The following is a 22,639-nucleotide window of genomic DNA, read 5'->3' on the forward strand; positions in this document are numbered from 1 at the left end:
GCCCCCCGGAGTCGGACCCGGCGGGCCGTGTGTGCGGGCCCTCACCCGTGCATGGCGCGCACCAGGGAGCCGTGGGAGTCGTCGTTGTCCAGCGACCACAGGCTCAGCCCGGCCAGTCCCAGATCCCTGGCGTAGGCGGCCTTCTGCCGGATGAGATCGGGGTCGTCGTAGCTCCAGAACTCGTTCCCGTCGTACAGCCACAGCGCCCCGTGCTCGCGGTCGCGGAACCGCCTGCCCGGACGGCGCGCCAGGGTCCTGTAGTCCTCGTCACCCACTTCCCAGGTGCCCGGAGCCAGTTCCCTGGCGCGCTGGTAGAGGCCGTTCCTGCGGTTGCGGACGCCGCGCCAGCCGCGCCCGAAGCCGGGGACGCCGATCACCAGCTTGTGCGGGGGCACCCCCGACTCCAGGTAGTTGACGACTCCGGTGTCCAGGCTGAGCCTCCTCGGTGAGGGATCGTCGCGGGGGGTGTACAACTGCGACGCGTGGTTGGTGGTCAGGTCCCAGTCGCCGCTGAAGTCGTAGCCCTGCACGATGCCGAAGTCCAGGTAGTCGAACAGCTCCGGTTCGAATCCCGCGTCGATGCGCTCGGCGTCGGCGGGCAGGTAGGCGCTGATCTCCACCCGACGGCCGGTCCGCCGGGTGAAGTCGTCCAGTTGGCGGCGGGTCTCGGCCAGCAGCAGCGTGTAGTTGCGCCGGTCCTCGGGGCGGACCACGTTGTGCGCGTGGCCGTTGGATCCGGGCCACTCCCAGTCGAAGTCGACGTAGTCGAAGATGCCCGCGGCGGTCCCCGGGCCGCCCTGCGGTTCCCCCGGCAGCACCGGGAGGTTGCCGTCGAAGTAGAGGGAGACCAGCGAGGCGGCGAAGGCCGCACGCGACTCGGGGGTGAGCGCGGAGTTGGACAGGTACCGGGACGCGTTCCAGCCGCCGAAGGAGATGCCGACCCTGAGGTGCCGGTGCCGCTTCTTCAGTTTCCGCAGTTGGTTGAAGTTTCCGGCCAGCGGCTGTTCATAGGAGTCGCCCTTGCCGTCTACGCTTTCCGAAGTGCTGAACCGACACTGGTAGTCCGCCCAGGCGTCCCCGGTCGCCTCGTCGGTCATGACGCAGACGCCGCTCTCGTCCAACTCGCCGAAGGCGTAGGTGAGGTGGGTGAGCTTGGCCGCCTGTCCGCTGGAGTGGACGTCACGGAGAAGATAGTGACGGTCATAGATGCCCCACTGGGGGAAGTAACCGATGATGCGCACCAGGGGTCCTCTCGCGTGTGGGCGGTCGGTGTCACAGAGTGTGGCGCAGAACGCCAGATTCGCCCGCTATCGTCGTTGAGGTCAAGCGTGTAGAGAAGGGAATCGCATGTCCGGCATCCCCAGCCGAGCGCGGTTCGAGGCTCCGCGGAGACGTCCGTCCGTCCGTGCGGCGGCGGCCCTGGCTGTCGCGTCACTGGCCGTGACCGGCTGCGGAGGCGACTCCGGTTCGGCCTCGACGGAGCTTCCCCCCGTTCCCGAACCCGAAGCCACGTACGGCGGTGTCCTCGCGGCCGCCGAGGCTCCCGCACCCGGGGGCTTCACCCCCCTCAACATCGAGGGCGTCAAGATCAACGCGCCCGAGGGGTGGGAGGTCGACCAGGGGGACGGAGTGCTGTGCATGCGCCCTCCCGGCCAGTCCGCGTGCGGCTACGGCGCGATCGAGGTGCGCCCCAAGGCCGCCGAGCGGCACCCCGAGAACTGGCCCAAGAAGGACAGCGACTTCCACAAGGACGACGGCTGGGCGGCGGACCCCACCGCCTGCCGCAGCCTGAGCACCGCCGAGGCCGGAGACGTCGGGATCAGGGAGTCGAAGCTGCACCTGGTCGGCGACGGACTGACCACACACGCCGACGGCCTCAAGTCACACTACTCCACATGGCAGGTGACCTGCGAGAACGACGACGTCTTCGAGGTGCGGATGTGGTTTTTGCCGGAGAGTGACGTGCTGGTCTACGCCTGGTCGGTGGACCAGCGCTACGACAGCCTCTACCTCACGGTCGCCGAGTCGATGGACGTCACGGAGTACAAGCAGCGCAACAGCGAGCAGGAACAGGAAGACGACGACAACGGCGGCGGCAACGGCAACCGGGGCGGCGGCAACGGCAACGGCAACAACAACCGGGACGACGACTAGCGCGTGACAGGCGCCCGGAGGGTTTCCGGGGCCCTCGGCCCGAGGCGCCCGGAACACCAGCCCGGGGAAGACGGGACATCGTCCGGGAGCGCTCGGCTCCAGGGGCCTCTCGACACGGTCCCGCCCTCCCCGGGGCCGGGCGCTTGACTCACTCCCCGTCGAACACCAGCCAGGACGCGCCCAGCGGCGGGTAGGTCACCAGGGCCGAGGCGGGCTGGCCGTTCCACGGGACGTCCTCGGTGGCCTCGATGATCCCCGGTTGGGAGACGCCGCTGCCGCCGTAGAGCGCGGCGTCGGTGTTGAGGATCTCACGCCACCGGCCGGCGCGGGGCAGTCCGACCCGGCGCTCCGGATACGGGCCGCCGCTGAAGTTCACCAGGCAGGCCAGCACCGAACCGTCGTCCCCCCACCGCAGGAACGACAGCGTGTTGCCGCCCGCGTCGCCGCCGTCCAGCCAGGTGAAGCCGTCGGGAACGGTGTCCTGGGTCCACAGCGCCGGAGTGTCCCGGTAGGTCCGGTTGAGGTCGGTCACCAGGCGGCGCACCCCCGAGTGGTGCGGATACCGCAGCAGCCACCACTGCACCCCGGCGTCGTGCGACCACTCGTCGCCCTGGGCGATCTCGTCGCCCATGAACAGCAGTTGCTTGCCCGGGTGCGCCCACATGTAGGCCAGCAGCGCCCGCAGGTTGGCGCAGCGCTGCCACTCGTCCCCGGGCATCTTGTACAGCAGCGAGCCCTTGCCGTGCACCACCTCGTCGTGGGAGAGCGGCAGCACGTAGTTCTCGCTGTGGGCGTACACCAGCGAGAAGGTGATCTCGTTGTGGTGGTACTGGCGGTGCACCGGGTCGTGTCGCAGGTAGGACAGGGTGTCGTGCATCCAGCCCATGTTCCACTTGAAGCCGAAGCCGAGTCCTCCGGTGTCGGTGGGACGGGTCACCCCGGGCCAGGCCGTCGACTCCTCGGCGATCATGGTGATCCCCGGGTTGCGGCGGTAGGCGGTGGCGTTCAACTCCTTGAGGAAGTCGATGGCCTCCAGGTTCTCCCTGCCGCCGTACGCGTTGGGCTCCCACTGCCCCGGCTCGCGGGAGTAGTCCAGGTAGATCATCGAGGCCACGGCGTCCACCCGCAGCCCGTCGATGTGGAACTCCTCCAGCCAGAACAGCGCGTTGGCGATCAGGAAGTTGCGCACCTCGGTGCGGCCGTAGTTGAAGATGAGCGTGCCCCAGTCGGGGTGCTCGCCGCGCCGCGGGTCGGGGTGCTCGTACAGCGCGGTGCCGTCGAAACGGGCCAGCGCCCACTCGTTCTTGGGGAAGTGCGCGGGTACCCAGTCCAGCAGCACCCCGATTCCCGCCTGGTGCAGCCGGTCCACCAGGTGTCGGAAGTCGTCGGGGGAGCCGAACCGGGAGCTGGGCGCGTAGTAGGAGGTGACCTGGTAGCCCCACGACCCGCCGAACGGGTGCTCGGCGACGGGCAGGAACTCCACGTGCGTGAACCCCGTCTCGCTGACGTAGTCCACGAGCTGGTCGGCCAGTTCCCGGTAGGACAGACCGGGCCGCCACGAGCCGAGGTGCACCTCGTAGACGCTCATCGGCTGCCGGGTGGGGTCGGCGATCTTGCGTTCGGCGAGCCAGGTGTCGTCGTGCCACTCGTGGCGGGAGGTGAACACCACCGACGCGGTCTCCGGAGGCACCTGGGCGGCGAACGCCATCGGGTCGGCCTTCTCCCGCCACACGCCGTCGGCGCCCAGTACCTGGTACTTGTACCGGGTGCCGTCCCCGACCCCGGGAACGAACAGTTCCCACACGCCGCAGGAGCCCAGCGAACGCATCGGATGCCCGGTGCCGTCCCAGTGGTTGAAGTCCCCGATGACGCGCACCCCGCGGGCGTTGGGCGCCCACACCGCGAACACGGTTCCGGTGACCTCGCCCATCACCGAGGCGAAGCGTCTGGTGCGCGCCCCCAACGCCCGCCACATCTCCTCGTGGCGCCCCTCGCAGAGGAGGTGGATGTCCAGGTCGCCCAGGGCGGGCATGTGCCGGTAGGGGTCGTCGACAACGATCTCCTCGCCGTCGGCGGAGTAGCGCACCGCCAGCCGGTAGTCGGGGATCTGCGTTCCCGGTACGGTTCCGGCGAACACGCCGTTGTGCAGGTGGGGAAGTTCGACCCGGCTGCCGTCCGCCAGCAGGGCGTGTACCGACCAGGCAAGGGGGCGCAGGGCGCGTACGGTGATCCCGTCCGGGCCCGGGTGGGCACCCAGCAGCCCGTGCGGATTGTGGTGGTGTCCGGCCACCAGGCGGTCGATCTCGGCGAAGAGTGCGTCGGTCATGGCTATCCGTAATGGTCGAAGGTGTGGGAGAGCTGGGCCGAAGCCCCGGGGGAGCGGGCTGACCGGATCGGGTGAGGTGGAGTCACCCGGTCAGCGCCATGATCGAGTCCAGTGGGATGCTGATCCAGTGCGGACGGTGGCGAGCCTCGTACATCACCTCGTAGACCGCCTTGTCGTACTCGAACGCGCGCAGCACCATCTGGTGCTTCTCGGGGTCGACCCCGCCGCCGAAGGCGTAGCCCTCGCAGAACGCCTCGCGGTTGCGCTGGGCCCACGCCCGTGCCGTCGCCACCAGTGCGGAGTTGTCGGTGCGTCCCACGAGCTGGTACCGGGCGGCGTAGTCGAACGAGCGCAGCATGCCCGCCACGTCCCGCAGCGGACTGGACAGCTTCTGCCGCTCGCGGACCGGCACCGCGGGTTCCCCCTCGAAGTCCAGCAGCACCCACCCGGAGTCGGTGCGCACCACCTGCCCCAGGTGGTAGTCCCCGTGCACCCGCTGCACCGGAAGGTCGGCGTCCATGTTGCCCAGCGCCTCGAACGCCGCGTACAGCGTCCGCGCGTGGGAGGCCAGCTCCGGTACCTCGGCCACCGCCACGTGCAGCCGCGCGGCCATGTCGTCCGCCAGCCGTGCCTGGGCCTCGGGACTGAGCACGTCCGTGGGCAGCACCCGGGCCAGGTCCCGGTGGACCGCGGCGGTGGCCGCGCCCAGCCGATGGGCCTCCCCGGCGAAGTCGCCGCCCGCCTCACCGGGCAGCAGGTCCGGCGAGGCGTACAGGTCGCGCACGCTGGTGGCGGCCAGCACCCAGCCGTCGGTGGCGCTGCGCAGGTACTGCTGGAGCATCGCCAGCGTGGTCGGCGTGGTCCGACCGGTCTCCGGATCGACCACGTCGGTCTCGATCCAGCCATGGGGGCGGGCGATGTACTCCGACCCGACCCGGGCCAGCGCCGAGGTCAGCTCCAGGTCGGGATTGCGTCCCGGCCACAGCCGCCGGAACGTCTTGAGCACGTACTCCTCCCCGTAGACCAGGGTGGTGTTGGACTGCTCGCCGGTCAGCACCAGACTGCGCAGTCCGGTGTGCACCGTGCTGCCGGGCGCGCTGCGGAACCGCACCGCACCGTCGTCGCGGTCCTCGGCGATCGCGTCCAGCAGGTACGCCGTCATGCTCGCGTCGTGCGTGGCGTCGTAGACCACCACGGACGGCAGGTCGCGCAGGTCGGCAGGGGAGTCGCACACGCCGATGACGGCGTGTGCGAGTTCGTCCGCGATCGCGTCGGGAGCTCTCAACCCGAGAAGCACCTGATAGCGGTCGGTTCTGCCGTTCTGGGCGACCGCCACCACCAGTATCCGCAGTCCTGGCACGCCGGGGACCAGGACATGGGTGGCCTCGATCCGCAGGGCGTCGACGGCCACCCCCTTGCCCGCGAACCAGCGCTGTGTCGGGATCCAGGTGGTCAGTAGCTCCTCAAGCCGAGTCATGGTAAAGAGATCCGTTCTCCTCAGGACCGTTGGACCGTGGCGGGCGCCGCGTCGCCGGCGGCGCCGACCTCCGGAAGGACGGCCGTGATGGCGGTCACGGGACTGACCAGGGGCTGCTCCTCCGGAACCGGCGGAAGCTGGAACCAGTAGAAGCCGTGTCCGGGAAGAGTCAGCAGGTAGGGCAGTTCCCCGATCGGCGGGAAATGCACTCCCCCGGTGCACTCGATCGGAGTGACCCCCTCGAAGCGGCGGAGGTCCAACTCGACCGGCTGGGGGAAACGGGACAGGTTGTTGACGCACAGCATCCGGTCGTCGCCGTACTCGCGGACGAACGCCAGCACACTGGGGTTGCTCGCGTGCAACTCGGTGAACTGGCCGGTGCCGAAGACCGGGTGCCGCTTGCGGATCTGGATCATCTTGCGGGTCCAGTGCAGCAGCGAACTGGGGTTGTCGCGCTGGGCCTCGACGTTGATCGCCTGGTAGCCGTAGATCGGGTCCATGATCAGCGGCAGGTACAGGCGGCCGGGGTCGCAGCGGGAGAACCCGGCGTTGCGGTCGGGCGTCCACTGCATGGGCGTGCGCACGCTGTCGCGGTCGCCCAGCCAGATGTTGTCGCCCATGCCGATCTCGTCGCCGTAGTACAGCACCGGGGAGCCGGGCAGGGACAGCAGCAGCGCGGTGAACAGCTTGATCTGGTTCGGGTCGTTCTCCAGCAGGGGGGCCAGGCGGCGGCGGATGCCCACGTTGGCGCGCATCCGCGGGTCCTTGGCGTACTCGGCGTACATGTAGTCGCGCTCTTCGTCGTTGACCATCTCCAGCGTCAGCTCGTCGTGGTTGCGCAGGAAGATCGCCCACTGGCAGTTGCGCGGGATGCGCGGGGTCTGCGCGAGGATCTCGGAGATGGGGTAGCGCTGTTCCCGGCGCACCGCCATGAACATGCGCGGCATCAGCGGGAAGTGGAAGTTCATGTGGCACTCGTCGCCACCGGACTCGAAGTCGCCGAAGTAGTCGACGACGTCGGCGGGCCACTGGTTGGCCTCGCTCAGCAGCACCCGGTCGGGGTAGAGGCGGTCCACCTCGGCGCGGACGCGCTTGAGGAACTCGTGGGTCTCCTTGAGGTTCTCGCAGTTGGTGCCCTCGCGCTCGTACAGGTACGGCACGGCGTCCAGGCGGAATCCGTCGATGCCGAGGTCGAGCCAGAAGCGCAGTACCTCCAGGATGGCCTCCTGCACCGCCGGGTTCTCGAAGTTGAGGTCCGGCTGGTGGGAGAAGAACCGGTGCCAGTAGTACTGTCCGCGCACCTCGTCGTAGGTCCAGTTGGACTGCTCGGTGTCGACGAAGATGATGCGCGCGTCGGCGTAGCGTTCGGTGGTGTCGGACCAGACGTAGAAGTCGCCGTAGGGGCCGTCGGGGTCCTCCCGGGATGCCCTGAACCAGGGGTGCTGGTCGCTGGTGTGGTTCATGACCAGGTCGGTGATGACCCGGATGCCGCGTTCGTGCGCCTTCTCCACCAGTTCGATGAAGTCGGCGATCTGCCCGAACTCGGGCAGGATCTTCATGTAGTCGGAGATGTCGTAGCCGCCGTCGCGCAGCGGCGACTCGTAGATCGGCAGCAGCCACAGGCAGTCGATGCCCAGCCACTGGAGGTAGTCGAGCTTCTCGATCAGACCGCGCAGGTCGCCGGTGCCGTCTCCGTTGGAGTCGTAGAAGCCGCGGACCAGGACCTCGTAGAAGACCGCGTGCTTGTACCAGTAGGGATCGCGCGGCTTCTCGTGGGTGAACGTGTCGGGCACGGACACAAGGGGTGTGCGGCTGGTGCCGGGAACCGGCTCGGGTGTGGTCATCGACTTCTCCACCTGTGTTGGCTGTCCACTGCGTTCCCACAGGGCCCCGGGTGCGGGCGTGATCAGTCCGGGGCCCCTACGGCAGAGGTGACTGTGAATACGTGAGCGGTCTGGACGTGTGGGTCGAGGCGGACATAGTTGGCCCCTACCCAGTAATATGAGTGGCCCGACAACTGGTCGGTGACCGTGATGTGGTCGTCGGGTGCGAAGCCGAGTGCGGGCATGTCGAGCCATACGGTCGCTTCGCGCGTGTGGTGCGGGTCGAGATTGGCGACGACCAGGATGATGTCGTCGGGACCCCCGTCGGCGGAGGCCAGCCGCTTCGAGTAGCAGATGATCTCGGGCTGGTCGACGTGGTGGAACCGCAGGTTGCGCAGTTCTTGCAGCGCCGGGTGGCTTCGCCGCAGGTAGTTTAGCTTGCGGATCAGCGGGGTGATGGTTGTTCCGGCCGCCTCGGCCGCGTCCCAGTCGCGCGGCCGGTACTGGTACTTCTCCGAGTCCAGGTACTCCTCGCTGCCCGGCTTCAGCGCCTGGTTCTCGCACAGCTCGTAGCCGGAGTACATGCCCCAGGTCGGGGAGAGCGTGGCGGCCAGGATCGCCCGCACCTCGAACGCCGGACGCCCTCCGTGCTGCAGGTAGGCGTGCAGGATGTCGGGGGTGTTGACGAAGAAGTTGGGGCGCATGTACGCGGCGGCGTCGCCGGTGAGTTCGGTGAGGTACTCCTCCAGTTCCTCCTTGGTGTTGCGCCAGGTGAAGTAGGTGTAGGACTGGTGGAACCCGATCCGGGCCAGGGTGTGCATCATCGCGGGCCGGGTGAAGGCCTCGGCGAGGAAGATCACGTCGGGGTCGGTCTCGGCGATGTCGGCCAGCAGCCGCTCCCAGAACGCCACCGGCTTGGTGTGCGGATTGTCCACGCGGAAGACGCGCACGCCGTGGGACATCCAGTGCCGTACGATCCGGCGCACCTCGGCGAAGATGCCCTCGGGGTCCTTGTCGAAGTTGAGCGGGTAGATGTCCTGGTACTTCTTGGGCGGGTTCTCCGCGTAGGCGATAGAGCCGTCGGCGCGGATCGTGAACCACTCGGGGTGCTCCTTGACCCACGGGTGGTCGGGGGAGCACTGGAGGGCCAGGTCCATGGCGATCTCCAGGCCGAGTTCGCGGGCGCGGGCCACGAAGGCGTCGAAGTCCTCGATGGTGCCCAGGTCGGGGTGGATCGCGTCGTGGCCGCCCTCGTAGGAGCCGATCGCCCACACCGACCCGGGGTCGCCGGGCTGGGAGAGGGGCGTGTTGTTGCGCCCCTTGCGGAAGGAGTGGCCCACCGGGTGGACGGGCGGCAGGTAGACGACGTCGAAGCCCATGTCGGCGATGGCGGGAAGACGTCTGGCGGCGGTGGCGAACGTTCCGGAGCGGGGTTCGCCGTCCTCGGTGTCGAGCACCGCGCCCTCGGAGCGAGGGAAGAACTCGTACCAGGAGCCGAACAGCGCGCGGCGGCGGCTGACCACCACGGGGAAGCGTCTGGACCGGGTGACGAGTTCACGCAGCGGGCGCTCGGCCAGCTCGTCCAGGACGAGGTCGGAGACGGCGAGCGCCAGTCGTTCGTGGGCGGGGCGGGACTCGTCCCGCATGGCGGCGGCGACCTCGGCGACCGCGGGGCGGCGCGGGACGCGTCGGGCGACGCGGTCGAGCAGGCGGGCGCCCTCCTCCAGCATCAGGTCGACGTCCTGGCCGAGCGGGATCTTGATCTCGGCGTCGTGGCGCCAGGTCGCGTACGGGTCGCTCCACGCCTCGATGGCGAAGGACCAGCACCCCTCGGAGGTGACGGTGACCTCGGCTCCGTAGCGGTCGGTGCCCGGGGTGAGTTCGCGGAGTGGGACGAGGGGCTGGCGGCGGCCCTCGGGAGTGTAGAGGACCACGCCTACGCCGAGCGCCTCGTGCCCTTCACGGAACACGGTCGCGCGCACGGGGAAGGTCTCGCCGACGACGGCCTTGGCGGTCCCGGCTTCGACCACGGGCGAGACGTCAAGAATGGGAAATCGTCCGATCACGGGTGCACCATCGAGATGTTGAGGTGTGGGCGGTTTGGTGGGTTCTGGTGGATTTGAGGGCGGATGATGGAGTTTGGGCGCGGCAAATAGCCCGAAAGGTCACCTGTGTGGGTTTTCGGGATGGAGTGGTTGGGTCGTTCCTGTGTCTATCGTCAGGCCGGATTCCCCGCTCTCCGACAGTCCGAAGGGATTTATTTTTGTGAGACTAGTCACAGATTCGCCGGCTGTCCAAGAGGAACACCCGGAGGTTCGGGAAACCGGAAAGGCGGACGGAGGGCGGACCCGCTCCGGCGGCTCCGGCGCCTCTCCCACCTGCGGACTCCCTGTCCTCTTCATGTAAACAACGCGAAACACGGGAGAATTCTCCGTGACACAGGGCGGGGTTAGCATCGCCGCGCCCGCTGTTTCCGCCGCGAGGGTCAAGAGTTTTTCCGGAAAGAGTAAAACTTTTACAAAAACGCCCTCGCCGCGAATGATCCCCGACCGCCGGGGGATGATTCGCCGACATTCGGGACGGGGCGGCGTGGAAGGCTCGCATGCGGCCGGTCTGTTGGTTAGCCTCCCGTTTGTGAAGGCCATTCGTAGGTTCACCGTCCGCACCGTTCTGCCCGACGAGCTGGCTTCCCTGGGCAGGCTCGCCGCCAACCTGCGCTGGGCGTGGCACGCTCCCACACGCGCGGTGTTCGCCGCGGTCGACCCCCAGACCTGGGAGTCCGTGGGCCGCGACCCGGCCCGGCTGCTCGGCGAGGTCCGCCCCGAACGACTCCGTGAGCTCTCCCGTGACGCGGAGTTCCGCGCCCGACTCGACGAGGCCGCCGCCAACCTCGACCGCTACCTCGACTCCCCGCTGTGGTACCAGCGGTTCGCGGAGGGGGCCGAGACCGCGCCTCCCTCGGCGATCGCCTACTTCTCCGCCGAGTACGGCCTGGACGCCGCGCTGCCGCAGTACTCCGGCGGACTGGGCATCCTCGCCGGAGACCACCTCAAAAGCGCCAGCGACCTGGGGGTCCCCGTCATCGGCGTGGGACTGCTGTACCGGCACGGCTACTTCTCCCAGTCGCTGTCGTCCGAGGGATGGCAACTGGAGCGCTACCCCGAGATCGACCCGCGCGGCCTGCCCATGACCCGCCTGGAGGACGACGGGAGCCCGGTCTGCGTCACCGTCGCCCTGCCCGACGACCGGCTCCTGACCGCGCACGTGTGGGTGGTGCGCGTGGGCCGGGTGCCGCTGCTGCTGCTGGACGCCTGCCAGGAGGACAACGACCCCGAGCTGCGCGACGTCACCGACCGTCTCTACGGCGGCGGCAACGAGCAGCGACTGCGCCAGGAACTACTGCTGGGCATCGGCGGGGTGCGGGCGGTGCGCGCCTACTGCGCCCGCACCGGCCACCCCGTGCCCGAGGTCTTCCACATGAACGAGGGGCACGCCGGGTTCCTGGGCCTGGAGCGGCTGCGCGAGTACATCGAGACCGTCGGCCTCGACTTCGACGAGGCCCTGGAGGCCACCCGGGCGGGCACGGTGTTCACCACCCACACGCCGGTGCCCGCCGGAATCGACCGGTTCCCCCGGGACCTGGTGGAGCGCCACTTCAGCGGCCCGGTCGCCCTGCCCGGGCTGCCCGTCGAGCGGGTCATGGCACTGGGAGCCGAGACCTACCCGGGCGGCGACCCGGACGTGTTCAACATGGCCGTGATGGGCATGCGGCTCGCCCAGCGGGTCAACGGGGTCAGCCGCCTGCACGGCGCGGTCAGCCGAGAGATGTTCGGCGGGCTGTGGCCGGGCTTCGACGTCGACGAGGTCCCCATCACCTCGGTCACCAACGGCGTGCACGCGGCCACCTGGGTGTCGGAGGAGGGGATGGAGACGGCCCGGTCCCTGGTCGCCGACCCCGAGGAGTTCGACACGCCCCGCGGCTGGGAGCGGATCGTCGACAAGGGCGAGGACGAACTGTGGCGGATGCGCTGCCGGTTGCGCGAACGCCTGGTCGCCGAGGTCCGTGCGCGGCTGCGCGTCTCGTGGCGGCAGCGCGGGGCCACCGAGGCCGAACTCGCCTGGATCGACGACGCGCTCGACCCCGACGTCCTCACCGTCGGCTTCGCCCGCCGGGTGCCCTCCTACAAGCGGCTCACCCTGATGCTGCGGGACCGGGAGCGCCTCGCCGCGCTGCTGCGCCACCCCGAGCGGCCCGTCCAGATCGTCATCGCGGGCAAGGCGCACCCCGCGGACGAGGGCGGCAAGCGGCTCATCCAGGAGATCGTGCGCTTCGGCGACGACCCCCGGGTGCGGGACCGCATCGTCTTCCTGCCCGACTACGACATGGCGCTGGCGGCCGCGCTGGTGCGCGGTTGCGACGTGTGGCTGAACAACCCGCTGCGCCCGCTGGAGGCGTGCGGCACCTCCGGTATGAAGTCCGCGCTCAACGGCGGCCTCAACCTGTCGGTCCGCGACGGCTGGTGGGACGAGTGGTTCGACGGCTCCAACGGCTGGGCGATCCCCACCGCCGACGGCGTGAGCGACCCCGACCGGCGGGACGACATCGAGGCCGCGGCACTGTACGACCTGTTCGAGGAGCAGGTCGCGCCGCTGTTCTACGACCGGGACGAGGCCGGACTGCCCAAGCGGTGGCTGGAGATGGTCAAGCACACCCTGGTCTCGCTGGGGCCCAAGGTGCTGGCCACCCGCATGGTCCGCGAGTACGTGGAGCGCCTCTACCAGCCCGCCGCGGTCTCCTCCCGGCGGCTCGTCGCCGACGGGCAGCGCGGCGCCCGCGAGCTGGCGGCCTGGAAGCGGCGGGTCCTGCACGCCTGGCCGGGGGTGCGCATCGAGCACGTCGAGGTGGCCGGCAAGGACGGACCGCCGCAGCTCGACGGAGAGCTCGTGGTGCGGGCCACCCTCGTGCTGGGCGGGATCGACCCCGAGGACCTGAGCGTGGAGGTGGCCCTGGGCCGCGTCGACGAGGCCGACGAACTGGTGGAGCCGTCCTTCACCGAACTGACGCCCCTGGAGGACCGGGACGTCGCGCCACCCCTGGTGCGCTTCGCCGGGACGGTCCCGCTGGACCGCGCGGGCGCGTGCGGCTACACGGTCCGGGTGCGGCCCAGGCACCCGCTGCTGACCCATCCGGCCGAGATGGGCGTGGCCGTGGTCCCCGAGCCCGCCACCGGGATCGGCGGTCTGGTGCTGCGCTGATCCGCCCGGCCCGCCCGGCCCGCCCGGCCCGCGCGGGCCGGGCTCAGCAGCGCCTGGACGGGCGGGGGTGCGCGCCGAGCAGTCGGCCAGCCATGTCGCTGGGGGCGGCGACCTCGTCGGAGGCCAGGGGGCGGAGAAGCGCTGCTCGGCGTCGTCGTGCGTCCCCTCGAACAGACCGTCGCCGACACCGCGGCCTGGTACCGCGCCCACGGCCGCCCTTCCCGGCCACCGGCCGCTGACCCGTCTTCCGCCCCGAGAGGAACCGCGACCCCACCCGCCCCGAACGCCACACCGCCGCGGCGGCCCGGACCGGGAAACGGCCGGGGCGGCTTGACCCGCGGCGCGGGCGTACGGCCATAATGATGGGGACAACCGAACGACAGGGGAGCGCCTCAGCGCTGAGAGTGCGGCACAGCCGCAGACCCTTACACACCTGATCTGGGTAATGCCAGCGAAGGAAGTCGTGGGAACCGCCACCGGTGGCGTGCTCTCGCGCACCGGTGCTCCCGGTGCGCACCACCCACACCGCCGGTGTGCGCTCTTGGCCGCAGAGCCCTCCGTCATGCGCGAAGGGACGACGACCATGACCACCCCGGCCGACCCCCAGTCCGGGCGAGACCTCAAGACCCTGCTGAACTGGCGCACCGTGGACATCGTGGTGGCCGCCGTCATCGGCGTCGCCGTCGGCATCGTGTTCTGGCTGTGGAGCGCGCTGTGGAGCGCCACCACCGGCCTGTTCGCCTTCTTCCCGCCCGCCCAGGCCGTCCTCTACGGCATGTGGATGGTGCCCGGAGTCCTCGGCGGGCTCATCATCCGCAAACCCGGTGCCGCCCTGCTGACCTCCCTGGCGGCGGCCTCCCTGGAGATGGTCCTGGGCACCGCGTGGGGAACGGCCGTGCTGGTCTCCGGTGCCCTCCAGGGACTGCTGAGCGAACTGGCCTTCCTCGCCCTCGGCTACCGCCGCTGGGGCATGGGCGCGGCCGTCCTGGCGGGAGTCGCCGGGGGAATCTCCCCGGCCATCCGGGACAACATCACCTCCCACATCACCTGGCCGCTGTCCCACCAGATCGCCTACGGGGTGATCGTGCTGATCAGCGCGGGCGTCATCGCGGGAATGGGCTCCCGGGTCCTCACCACGCGCCTGGCCGCGGCCGGGGCGCTGGCCCCCTTCCCCTCCGCGCGGGGATGACCCGGTGTCCGCCGCGAACCGCGACGGCGGCCCCGGCGCGCGCGTCGAACTCTCCGGCTGGGGCTGGAAGCACGCCGGGCGCGCCGAGTACACGCTGCGCGATGTCGACCTGGTGATCGAGCCGGGCGAGCGCGTCCTGCTGCTGGGCGCGTCCGGCGCGGGCAAGAGCACCCTGCTGCACGCGCTCGCCGGACTCGCCGGACCCGACGGCGCCATCAACGGGGAACAGGAGGGCCGCCTGCTCGTCGACGGGGAGCCGGCGGCCCGGCGGCGCGGCGCGATCGGCCTGGTGGCCCAGGACCCCGAAAGCCAACTGGTGATGGCCCGCGCCGGGGACGACGTCGCGTTCGGACCCGAGAACCTGGGTGTGCCCCGCGCGGAGATCTGGGCGCGCGTGGACGAGGCGCTCGCACGCGTCGGCTTCCCCTACGGGCGGGCGCACTCCACGGCGGCGCTGTCCGGCGGCGAGAAGCAGCGGCTGGTCATCGCCGGAGTACTCGCCATGCGGCCCCGGATGCTGCTGCTGGACGAACCCACCGCCAACCTCGACCCGGCGGGCGCGCGCCTGGTCCGCGACGTCCTCGCCCGACTGCTGGACGACACCGAGGCCACCCTGGTGCTGGTCGAGCACCGCGTCGCCGACGTGGTGGACCTGGTGGACCGGGTCGTGGTCGTGGAACCGGGCGGCGGGGTCGTCGCCGACGGCGAGCCGCGCGCCGTCTTCGCCGAGCACGGCCGCTCCCTCGCCGCGGGCGGGGTGTGGGTGCCCGGTCTCGACCCCGTGCCCCGCACGTGGGCCGCCCCCGGCGGCCCCGCGCTCGTCGAGGCCGTGGACTGCTCACTGCACACCCCCGGCGGGCCGGGCCTGGGCCGCTTCCGGCGGTCCAGGCCAGTCCTGCACGACGTGAACGTCACGGTCGACGCGGGCACCGCCACCGCCCTGACCGGGGCCAACGGCGCCGGAAAGTCCACGCTGCTGACGGCGCTGGCCGGACTGGGCCGACCGCGGGCGGGCCGGGTGCTGCCGCGCGGCCCGCTCGCCGACGCCGACCCGAGGCCGCTGGCGAAGTGGCCCGCGCGCCGCCTCGCCCGGCACGTCGGCACGGTGTTCCAGCACGCCGAGGACCAGTTCGTCACCGCCACCGTGTACGACGAACTGCGGTTCGCGCCGCTGCGCGCCGGAACGGGCGAGTCCGAGACCGCCGCGTGGGTGGACGAACTGCTGGACCGGCTGCGGCTCACCCGGCTCGCCGACAAGCACCCCTACACCCTGTCCGGCGGGGAGAAGCGGCGGCTGTCGGTGGCCACCGCGCTCAGCTCCGGCCCCGCGCACGCACCCGACGCGCTGGTCCTGGACGAACCCACCTTCGGCCAGGACACCCGGACGTGGCTGGAGCTCGTGGAACTCCTGGACGGCCTGCGCTCCCAGGGGCGGGCGATCGTCATGGCCACCCACGACACGCTGCTGCTGCGCCACCTCACCGACGTCGAACTGCGGGTGGCCGACGGCTCGGTCACCCCCGTCGCACGCACCGGAACGGATGTGGGCCGATGAACCCCGTGCCCCCGGTCGGCCAGGTCGACCGGACCGGGCGGACCGACGAGCAGGCTTTCCGGCGGCCGGTGGGCGTGCGTTCCTGGCTGCTCGGCGTCAACCCGGCGGCCAAGCTGATCGCGGCGCTGGTCATCTCCTTCGGGCTCATCCCCGCGGTGGACCCGGTGACCGGCGGCGTGGTGCTGGCAGTGACGGCGGCACTGGTCCCGTTCAGCGGCATCAACCGGACGACCCTGCTGGTCCTGAGTGTCCCGTTCCTGCTCATGGGCGCCTCCACCGGGCTGGTGAACCTCCTGTACGGGGAGGAGGGGGCCTCGGGAGCGCTCGGCGCGGCGGTCCGGCTGCTGGCCATCGCCCTGCCCGGCCTCCTGGCCGGGGCCAGCAGCGACCCCACCGACCTGGCCGACGCCCTCGTGCAGCGGCTCAGGGTGCCGGAGCGGCCCGCCATGGGTGTGCTCGCCGCGCTGCGGCTGGTGCCGCTGCTGGCCGACCAGTGGCGCACCATCACGCTGGCCCGCCGGGCGCGCGGCCTGGAGGCCGGACGCAGTCCCGCGGCCGCGCTGTCGATCTTCTTCGGGCGGGTGTTCGCGCTGCTGGTCCGGGCCATCCGGACCGGGACCCTGCTGGCGACGGCGATGGACGCCCGGGCGTTCGGGACGGGGCCGCGGTCGCACGCGCGGACCAGCCGGTGGCGGGTGGCCGACAGCCTGCTCGTCGTCTCCAGCGTGCTGCTGCTCGGCGCCGCCTACACGGTCTCGGCCCGTCTGGGCACGCTGAGCCTGCTGTTCGGCTGAGGAGGGGAGCGGGAGAAGAGGGGACGCCCCCGGGGTCACCGGACCGGGGGCGTCCCCTCACCGTCCGATCCTGCCCGCGCCGTCCGGCCCCGGACGGCGGCCACGCCCGCGGGTGACCGTTTCGAAAGACAGATCGGGGCAACCGTTGACGTTCGGGCGGTGGAGGCACTTCCCCGGAGGACTCTCCCGAAGACGACGGTCGGTCCGCGGCTCCGGCCGCTGCGGGCGGGGCGCCGCGTCGGCCGCAGCGGCCGGGGTGATAGGGAGAAGGGGAAGACTCGGTCAACCCAGGCAACGCGGGGAAGCACGGGAGAGGTGTTGGTATGGGCGAGTTCGTGCGTGTGGAGGCCGACCCCGATCACCCGGCGGTCGCCGTGATCAGACTCGACCGGCCCAGGATGAACGCGCTCAACAGCCGGGTCCAGCGGGAGATCGCCGAAGCCGCCGCGCGGGTCGGCGCGGACCGGTCCGTGGCGGCGGCGGTCGTCTACGGCGGGGAGCGGGTGTTCGCCGCCGGAGCCGACATCAAGGAGATGGCGGACATGGGCTACGCCGACATGGCCGCGCACTCCCGCACGCTCCAGGACTGCTTCACCGCCGTGGCCCGGATTCCCAAGCCCGTCATCGCCGCGATCACCGGCTACGCCCTCGGCGGTGGCTGCGAGCTGGCGCTGTGCGCCGACTTCCGGGTCGCCGCGGACAACGCCAAGCTCGGTCAGCCCGAGATCCAGCTCGGAATCATCCCCGGTGCGGGCGGCACCCAGCGGCTGCCCCGGCTCATCGGCCCGGCCAGGGCCAAGGACCTGATCTACACCGGTCGGCACGTCGACGCTGCGGAGGCACTGCGGATCGGCCTGGTGGACGCGGTGGTGCCCGCCGAGGAGGTGTACCGCACGGCGGTGTCCATGGCGGCGCGCTACGCGGGCGGACCCGCCGCCGCGCTGCGCGCGGCCAAGCAGGCCATCGACGCCGGGCTGGAGGTGGACCTCGACACCGGCCTGGAGATCGAGCGGCTGCAGTTCTCCGCGCTGTTCGCCACCGAGGACCAGAAGACGGGAATGCGCAGCTTCGTCGAGCACGGCCCGGGCAGGGCCGAGTTCTCCGGACGGTGAGCGGACGTGTGGCAGCTCACCACCCATCCCGCCGCTGACCGGACCGACCTGCTGGCCGCCCCGGTCGCCGCCGCGGTCGCCGCGTGGAAGCACCCCACCCCGGTGGACCGGGTCCAGGTCGCCGCCATCGACCCCGACCTGGCCGACACCGCGAACTTCTGCGCCGCCTACGGGGTGCCCCTGGACGCCTCCGCCAACTGCGTCGTCATCGCCGCCAGACGAGGCGGCCGGACCCGCCTGGCGGCCTGCGTGGTGCTGGCCACCACCCGCGCCGACGTCAACGGGGTGGTCCGCAGGAGGTTGGAGGCGCGCAAGGCCAGCTTCGCCCCCCAGGACGAGGCGGTGCGGCAGACCGGTATGGAGTACGGCGGAATCACCCCGGTGGGACTTCCCGAGGAATGGCCGGTCCTGGTCGACGCCGCGGTGGTCGCCCGGTCCCACGTGGTCGTCGGCAGCGGACTGCGCCGCTCCAAGCTCGTCCTGCCGGGGGCGGCCCTGGCCGAACTCCCGAACGCGCAGGTCGTCGAGGATCTCGCCCGGCCCGTCTGACCGAGGGGAGCGCCCGCCCCCGGTCTCACCCACGATGAGAACACCCCTACTTTCCGTACGGTCCGCAGGCCAGGGCTTCCTGGGGCCGTGCGGGGAGGTCGGACGGCGATATCGGGGGGAACCTTCCCACGGGTTTTTCCGTCATACTCAAGGAGTCCCCCCGAGGACGTGTGAGGTGTCACGGGTGCGCTCCTGGCGACCGTGCGCGATCCGGCCAGCGTGAGGGGACCTCGGTGGAGCGCGCCGTCGGTTCGGCGTCACCGAGATGCTGTGTCGTCGGGCCTGTGCGGTCACGGCCCCGGAGCAGCCGGGCGCGCACCGCACGAGTCCGGCGGGTCCCGGCCGATAGGCTGCACCAAGCGGTGTTCGAGGGGATGAGATCACTATGGCAATGGCGGCAGGTTTCCCCGATGGTGAGGAGCTGCCGGAGTACATCGGCCCTTACCGGATCCGTCGGCGTATCGGCCACGGCGGCATGGGCGTCGTGTACCAAGCCGTAGACCCTGAGGACCGCCTGGTCGCGGTCAAGGTGCTGCGCTCGGAGGTGGCCGGGGACGACATCGCCCGCGCGCGTCTGGCCCGTGAGGTCATGACCATGCAGCGGGTGCGCAGCCGCAACGTCGCCGAGGTCATCGACGCCGACACCAGTGCTCCGCTGCCCTGGGTGGTCACCGAGTACATTCCCGGCCCCACCCTGGACTCCACCGTGACCAACCACGGCCCCCTGCGCGGCCGTGCGCTGACCCGTCTGGTCACCGGACTGGCCAGGGCGCTGCGCGACATCCACGCCGCGGAGGTCATCCACCGCGACCTCAAGCCCGGCAACGTGATCATCTCCAACGGCGAACCGATCATCATCGACTTCGGTATCGCCTACGCGGTGGACGGCTCCAAGCTCACCCAGACCGGTACCTTCGTCGGCACGCCGAGCTATCTGTCCCCCGAGGTCATCGAGGGGACGGACCTGAGCCCGGCCACCGACATCCACGCCTGGGGAGCCACGGTCGCCTTCGCCGCCACCGGCACTCCGCCCTACGGCGCGGGGGCCTTCGAGGTGATCTTCTTCAGGATCCTCAACGGTGAGATCAGTCTCGACGGCGTGCCGGACGCGCTGCGCCCGATCGTCCAGGCCGCGGTGCGCCGCGACCCCAAGTCCCGTCCCACCGCCGCCCAACTGGTGACCCACACCGAGCAGCTCAACCTCGACCTGCCCTGGGTCGAGGACAACTACCAGCCCTCCGGGGCCACCGGAACGCACACCGTGGCCGCGGACCTTCCCGGGTCCGCGCCGGAACCGGAGTCGGTGCCCGAGGAGGAGGCCCCCCGCACGGTGGCGGCGGAGTCGGGCGGCGCCCCGGACCGCACCATGGTCGCTCCCGACCAGACGATGGCGGCTCCGGACCGGACGATGGTGGCCCAGGAGGGCTACGACGAGGGCGACGAAGGCAGCGGCGCGGGCCGCCGCTCCGGCGCCCACTACTACGACGCCACGCTGCACCCCGAGGAGTTCCGCGACATCCTGACCCCCGTCGACTACGACGGCAGGTCCGGCCGGACCTCCACCCTCTCCGCCGACGACTACGAGGACGAGCCGCCGAGCCTGCTCGACCGGTTCCGTGCCCGGCGCGGGAGCGAGGACCGGCTCAGCGACTACTTCGGCGGCGACGATGACGACGGCGAGTACTACGACGAGCAGGAGGCCAGGCGGCTGCCGTGGGTCATGGTGATCCCGGTGGCGCTGGGAATCGTCGGACTGACCCTCATGGTCCCGACCATCGGTCTGCTGCTGGGCACCCTCGCGGTCACCGTCCTGGGCGGTCTGGACCTCGCCAAGCGGGAGCACGCCCGTCGGCTGCACGAGCGCGGTCCGCGCAGTTCCGACAACGTGGTCGTGGCGCTGAGCATGCCGTGGGCGCTGCTGCGCACACTGGGTTACGCGGCGCTGTACGGCCTGGGCTACCTGCTCGCCGGGATCGTGGTGGGAATCGCGATCGGGATGCTCAGCGGCAACAGCGCGGCCAACTCGGTGGGCGCCTGGGCCCTGGGGGTCGTGGTGCTGATGAACTTCCTGTTCGGGCCGCACGCCCGCGGGGCGCAGCGCCAGTCGCGGTGGCTGGTCGGCAGGATCACCATCCGCAACACCTACGTCTACTGGGGGACCATCGTCGCGGTGAGCCTGATCGCGCTGTTCCTGGTGGTCTTCGGCGTGCAACTGGTTCCGGCCTGGGACCCGGTCCCCGGACCGTCGGAGTGGTTCGGCTCCTGACCAGGGACGATTTCTCCCCCGGTGGTCCACGGACCGTGGTCGCGCCGCATGCTACCAGCCGGTAACATATGGTGTGGGCACAGGAGTCGAGGACGCCGCGGCGGGGGGCACGTAACACCAACCCGCCTCCGAATCCCGTTCGGGTGTTTGGCACTCTTGGGGAGAAACCACGGACGCGCCCGCGTCCCCGACGTCCACGAGGACGGCGCAGACAAGGGCAGGGAGGTCGACCACCGACATGAACATTGTCGTCTTGGTCAAGCAGGTCCCGGACACCGAGACCGAACGCAAGCTGAACCCGGCGGACAGCACGGTGGACCGTGCCGCATCCGACGGGGTGATCAACGAACTCGACGAGTACGCCATCGAGGAGGCACTGCTTCTCAAGGAGAAGCACGGCGGCGAGGTGACCATCCTCACCATGGGCCCCGAACAGGCCTCGGACTCCATCCGCAAGGCCCTCTCCATGGGCGCGGACAAGGCGGTGCACGTCAGCGACGACGCGCTGGCGGGCTCCGACGCGCTGCAGACCGCCTACGCGTTGGCGCAGGCGCTGGGCACCCTCGAGTACGACCTGGTGATCCTGGGGTCGGAGTCCACCGACGCGCGCACCGGCGTCGTGGGCGCGGCCCTGGCCGAGTACCTGGGGCTGCCGCAGCTCACCCTGGCCAACAAGGTCGACATCGACGGTTCGTCGGTGCGGATCCAGCGCCAGACCGACGACGGCTACCAGGTGGTCGAGGCCACCCTGCCGGCCGTCATCTCGGTGGTCGAGAAGATCAACGAACCGCGCTACCCGTCGTTCAAGCTGATCATGGCCGCCAAGAAGAAGCCGGTCGCCAAACTCGGCATCGCCGACGCGGGCATCGACGCCGCCAAGGTCGGCCTGGCCAACGCCACCACCGAGGTCGTCGACTTCGCTCCGGCGCCGCCCCGCGCGGCCGGAACCGTCGTCAAGGACGAGGGCAACGGCGGCGGACAGATCGCCGACTTCCTGGCCAGCAAGAAGTTCGTGTAGCGACGAGACGACAGAGGGGAAGAGAACATGGCTGAGGTCCTCGTCCTCGTCGACCACGTCGACGGACAGGTCAAGAAGGTCACACTGGAGCTGCTGACCGCGGCCCGCCGCATCGGCGAGCCCTCCGCGGTGGTCGTGGGAGAGGCCACCGAGGAGCTGACGGCCAGGCTCGGCGAGTACGGCGCGGAGAAGATCTACACCGCCCCCGCCGAACTCGACGACTACGTCGTGGCGCCCAAGGCCGAACTGCTGGCCAAGCTCGCCGCCGACTCCTCCGCCGCCGCCGTCCTGGTCTCGGCCACCGCCGAGAACAAGGAGATCGCCGGACGCACCGCCGTCAAACTGGGGTCGGGCGTGCTCACCGACGTGGTGGACGTCAACGCCGAGGCGGTCGCCGAGCACTCCATCTTCGGTGGCGCCGTCATCACGCACGCCCGGGTCAGAAGCGGTGTCCCCGTGGTGGCCGTACGCCCCAACGCCGTTCCGGCCGAGGCCGCGCCCGGCGCCGCCGCGGTGGAGGCCGTCTCGGTCGAGCTGTCCGACGCCGCCAAGGCCGCGCGGATCACCGAGCGCGTCAAGCAGGAGAAGGGCGCCCGTCCCGAGCTCACCGAGGCCGCGATCGTGGTCTCCGGTGGCCGCGGTGTGGGCAGCGACGACTTCTCCGTCGTGGAGAACCTGGCCGACTCGCTCGGCGCCGCGGTGGGCGCCTCCCGCGCCGCCGTCGACTCCGGCTGGTACCCGCACGCCTTCCAGGTCGGCCAGACCGGTAAGACCGTCTCGCCCAACCTCTACATCGCCCTGGGCATCTCCGGCGCGATCCAGCACCGGGCGGGCATGCAGACCTCCAAGACGATCATCGCGGTCAACAAGGACCCCGAGGCCCCGATCCTGGAGATCTCGGACTTCGCGGTCATCGGCGACCTGCACAAGGTCGCCCCGCAGTTGACCGAGGAGATCAACAAGCGCAAGTAGGCGTCTGACGCCGACACACGGCGGCCCCGGACGGAAACCCTCCGCCCGGGGCCGCCGTGTGTCGGGCGGGCGGTCTGTCCCCTATCCCGCCCATGTCCGCGACCGCGCCCGCGTTTCACCCGAATCGCGGCCGTATCCTGAAAGCGCC

At 70.8% G+C, this 22,639-nt stretch carries 15 protein-coding genes and 1 riboswitch; of the genes, 10 read left to right on the forward strand and 5 right to left on the reverse strand.

Features of this window, described 5'->3' with window-relative positions; all coding sequences use genetic code 11:
* Positions 1-41: 41 nt before the first annotated feature.
* Positions 42-1,241: a glycoside hydrolase family 18 protein gene (locus NI17_RS23880; RefSeq protein WP_068687593.1), complete on the reverse strand. Its 1,200-nt coding sequence runs from the start codon at positions 1,239-1,241 to the stop codon at positions 42-44.
* Between the two features lie 106 nt (positions 1,242-1,347).
* Here NI17_RS23880 and NI17_RS23885 point away from each other — a divergent pair, with 106 nt between their 5' ends.
* Entirely contained in the window at positions 1,348-2,154 is an 807-nt protein-coding gene (locus NI17_RS23885; RefSeq protein ID WP_068687594.1) for a hypothetical protein, read from the forward strand.
* A gap of 148 nt (positions 2,155-2,302) precedes the next feature.
* On the opposite strand, the gene glgB is transcribed toward NI17_RS23885, so the two are convergent.
* From glgB to NI17_RS23905, 4 genes are all read right to left on the reverse strand, one after another.
* On the reverse strand, positions 2,303-4,480 hold the full coding sequence (glgB, locus tag NI17_RS23890; RefSeq protein WP_068687595.1) for a 1,4-alpha-glucan branching protein GlgB: 2,178 nt from the start codon (positions 4,478-4,480) through the stop codon (positions 2,303-2,305).
* An 82-nt stretch (positions 4,481-4,562) separates the two neighbouring features.
* Positions 4,563-5,957 carry a maltokinase N-terminal cap-like domain-containing protein gene (locus NI17_RS23895; RefSeq protein ID WP_068687596.1) on the reverse strand — a complete coding sequence of 465 codons (1,395 nt, stop codon included), beginning with the start codon at positions 5,955-5,957 and terminating at the stop codon, positions 4,563-4,565.
* Positions 5,958-5,977: 20 nt separating this feature from the next.
* The gene (gene treS / locus NI17_RS23900; RefSeq protein WP_243597575.1) at positions 5,978-7,801 is read right to left on the reverse strand and encodes a maltose alpha-D-glucosyltransferase; all 1,824 of its coding nucleotides are present in this window, start codon (positions 7,799-7,801) and stop codon (positions 5,978-5,980) included.
* 62 nt (positions 7,802-7,863) lie between these two features.
* Entirely contained in the window at positions 7,864-9,846 is a 1,983-nt protein-coding gene (locus tag NI17_RS23905; RefSeq protein WP_084012331.1) for an alpha-1,4-glucan--maltose-1-phosphate maltosyltransferase, read from the reverse strand.
* 568 nt (positions 9,847-10,414) lie between these two features.
* Here NI17_RS23905 and glgP point away from each other — a divergent pair.
* The 9 genes from glgP to NI17_RS23950 all read left to right on the forward strand — a co-directional run bounded on the left by glgP (position 10,415) and on the right by NI17_RS23950 (position 22,491).
* Entirely contained in the window at positions 10,415-13,036 is a 2,622-nt protein-coding gene (gene glgP, locus NI17_RS23910; RefSeq protein ID WP_068687597.1) for an alpha-glucan family phosphorylase, read from the forward strand.
* A 371-nt stretch (positions 13,037-13,407) separates the two neighbouring features.
* A riboswitch (TPP riboswitch) is annotated at positions 13,408-13,513 on the forward strand.
* Positions 13,514-13,619: 106 nt separating this feature from the next.
* The gene (locus NI17_RS23915; protein ID WP_068687598.1) at positions 13,620-14,225 is read left to right on the forward strand and encodes an ECF transporter S component; all 606 of its coding nucleotides are present in this window, start codon (positions 13,620-13,622) and stop codon (positions 14,223-14,225) included.
* Positions 14,226-14,229: 4 nt separating this feature from the next.
* Positions 14,230-15,780, forward strand: a complete 1,551-nt coding sequence (locus NI17_RS23920; protein WP_068687599.1) for an ABC transporter ATP-binding protein — start codon at positions 14,230-14,232, stop codon at positions 15,778-15,780.
* Entirely contained in the window at positions 15,777-16,574 is a 798-nt protein-coding gene (locus tag NI17_RS23925) for an energy-coupling factor transporter transmembrane component T family protein (RefSeq protein ID WP_084012332.1), read from the forward strand. Before NI17_RS23920 ends, NI17_RS23925 begins: the two co-directional genes overlap by 4 nt.
* A 323-nt stretch (positions 16,575-16,897) precedes the next feature.
* Positions 16,898-17,686 carry an enoyl-CoA hydratase/isomerase family protein gene (locus NI17_RS23930; protein ID WP_068687600.1) on the forward strand — a complete coding sequence of 263 codons (789 nt, stop codon included), beginning with the start codon at positions 16,898-16,900 and terminating at the stop codon, positions 17,684-17,686.
* 6 nt (positions 17,687-17,692) lie between these two features.
* Entirely contained in the window at positions 17,693-18,235 is a 543-nt protein-coding gene (locus NI17_RS23935; protein ID WP_068687601.1) for a YbaK/EbsC family protein, read from the forward strand.
* A 385-nt stretch (positions 18,236-18,620) separates the two neighbouring features.
* Positions 18,621-20,501: a serine/threonine-protein kinase gene (locus NI17_RS23940; protein ID WP_234401555.1), complete on the forward strand. Its 1,881-nt coding sequence runs from the start codon at positions 18,621-18,623 to the stop codon at positions 20,499-20,501.
* Between the two features lie 238 nt (positions 20,502-20,739).
* Positions 20,740-21,519 carry an electron transfer flavoprotein subunit beta/FixA family protein gene (locus NI17_RS23945; RefSeq protein ID WP_068687603.1) on the forward strand — a complete coding sequence of 260 codons (780 nt, stop codon included), beginning with the start codon at positions 20,740-20,742 and terminating at the stop codon, positions 21,517-21,519.
* 27 nt (positions 21,520-21,546) lie between these two features.
* Positions 21,547-22,491, forward strand: a complete 945-nt coding sequence (locus tag NI17_RS23950; protein ID WP_068687604.1) for an electron transfer flavoprotein subunit alpha/FixB family protein — start codon at positions 21,547-21,549, stop codon at positions 22,489-22,491.
* Positions 22,492-22,639: the final 148 nt, after the last annotated feature.

It is taken from the genome of Thermobifida halotolerans (genome assembly GCF_003574835.2).
Classification (GTDB): domain Bacteria; phylum Actinomycetota; class Actinomycetes; order Streptosporangiales; family Streptosporangiaceae; genus Thermobifida; species Thermobifida halotolerans.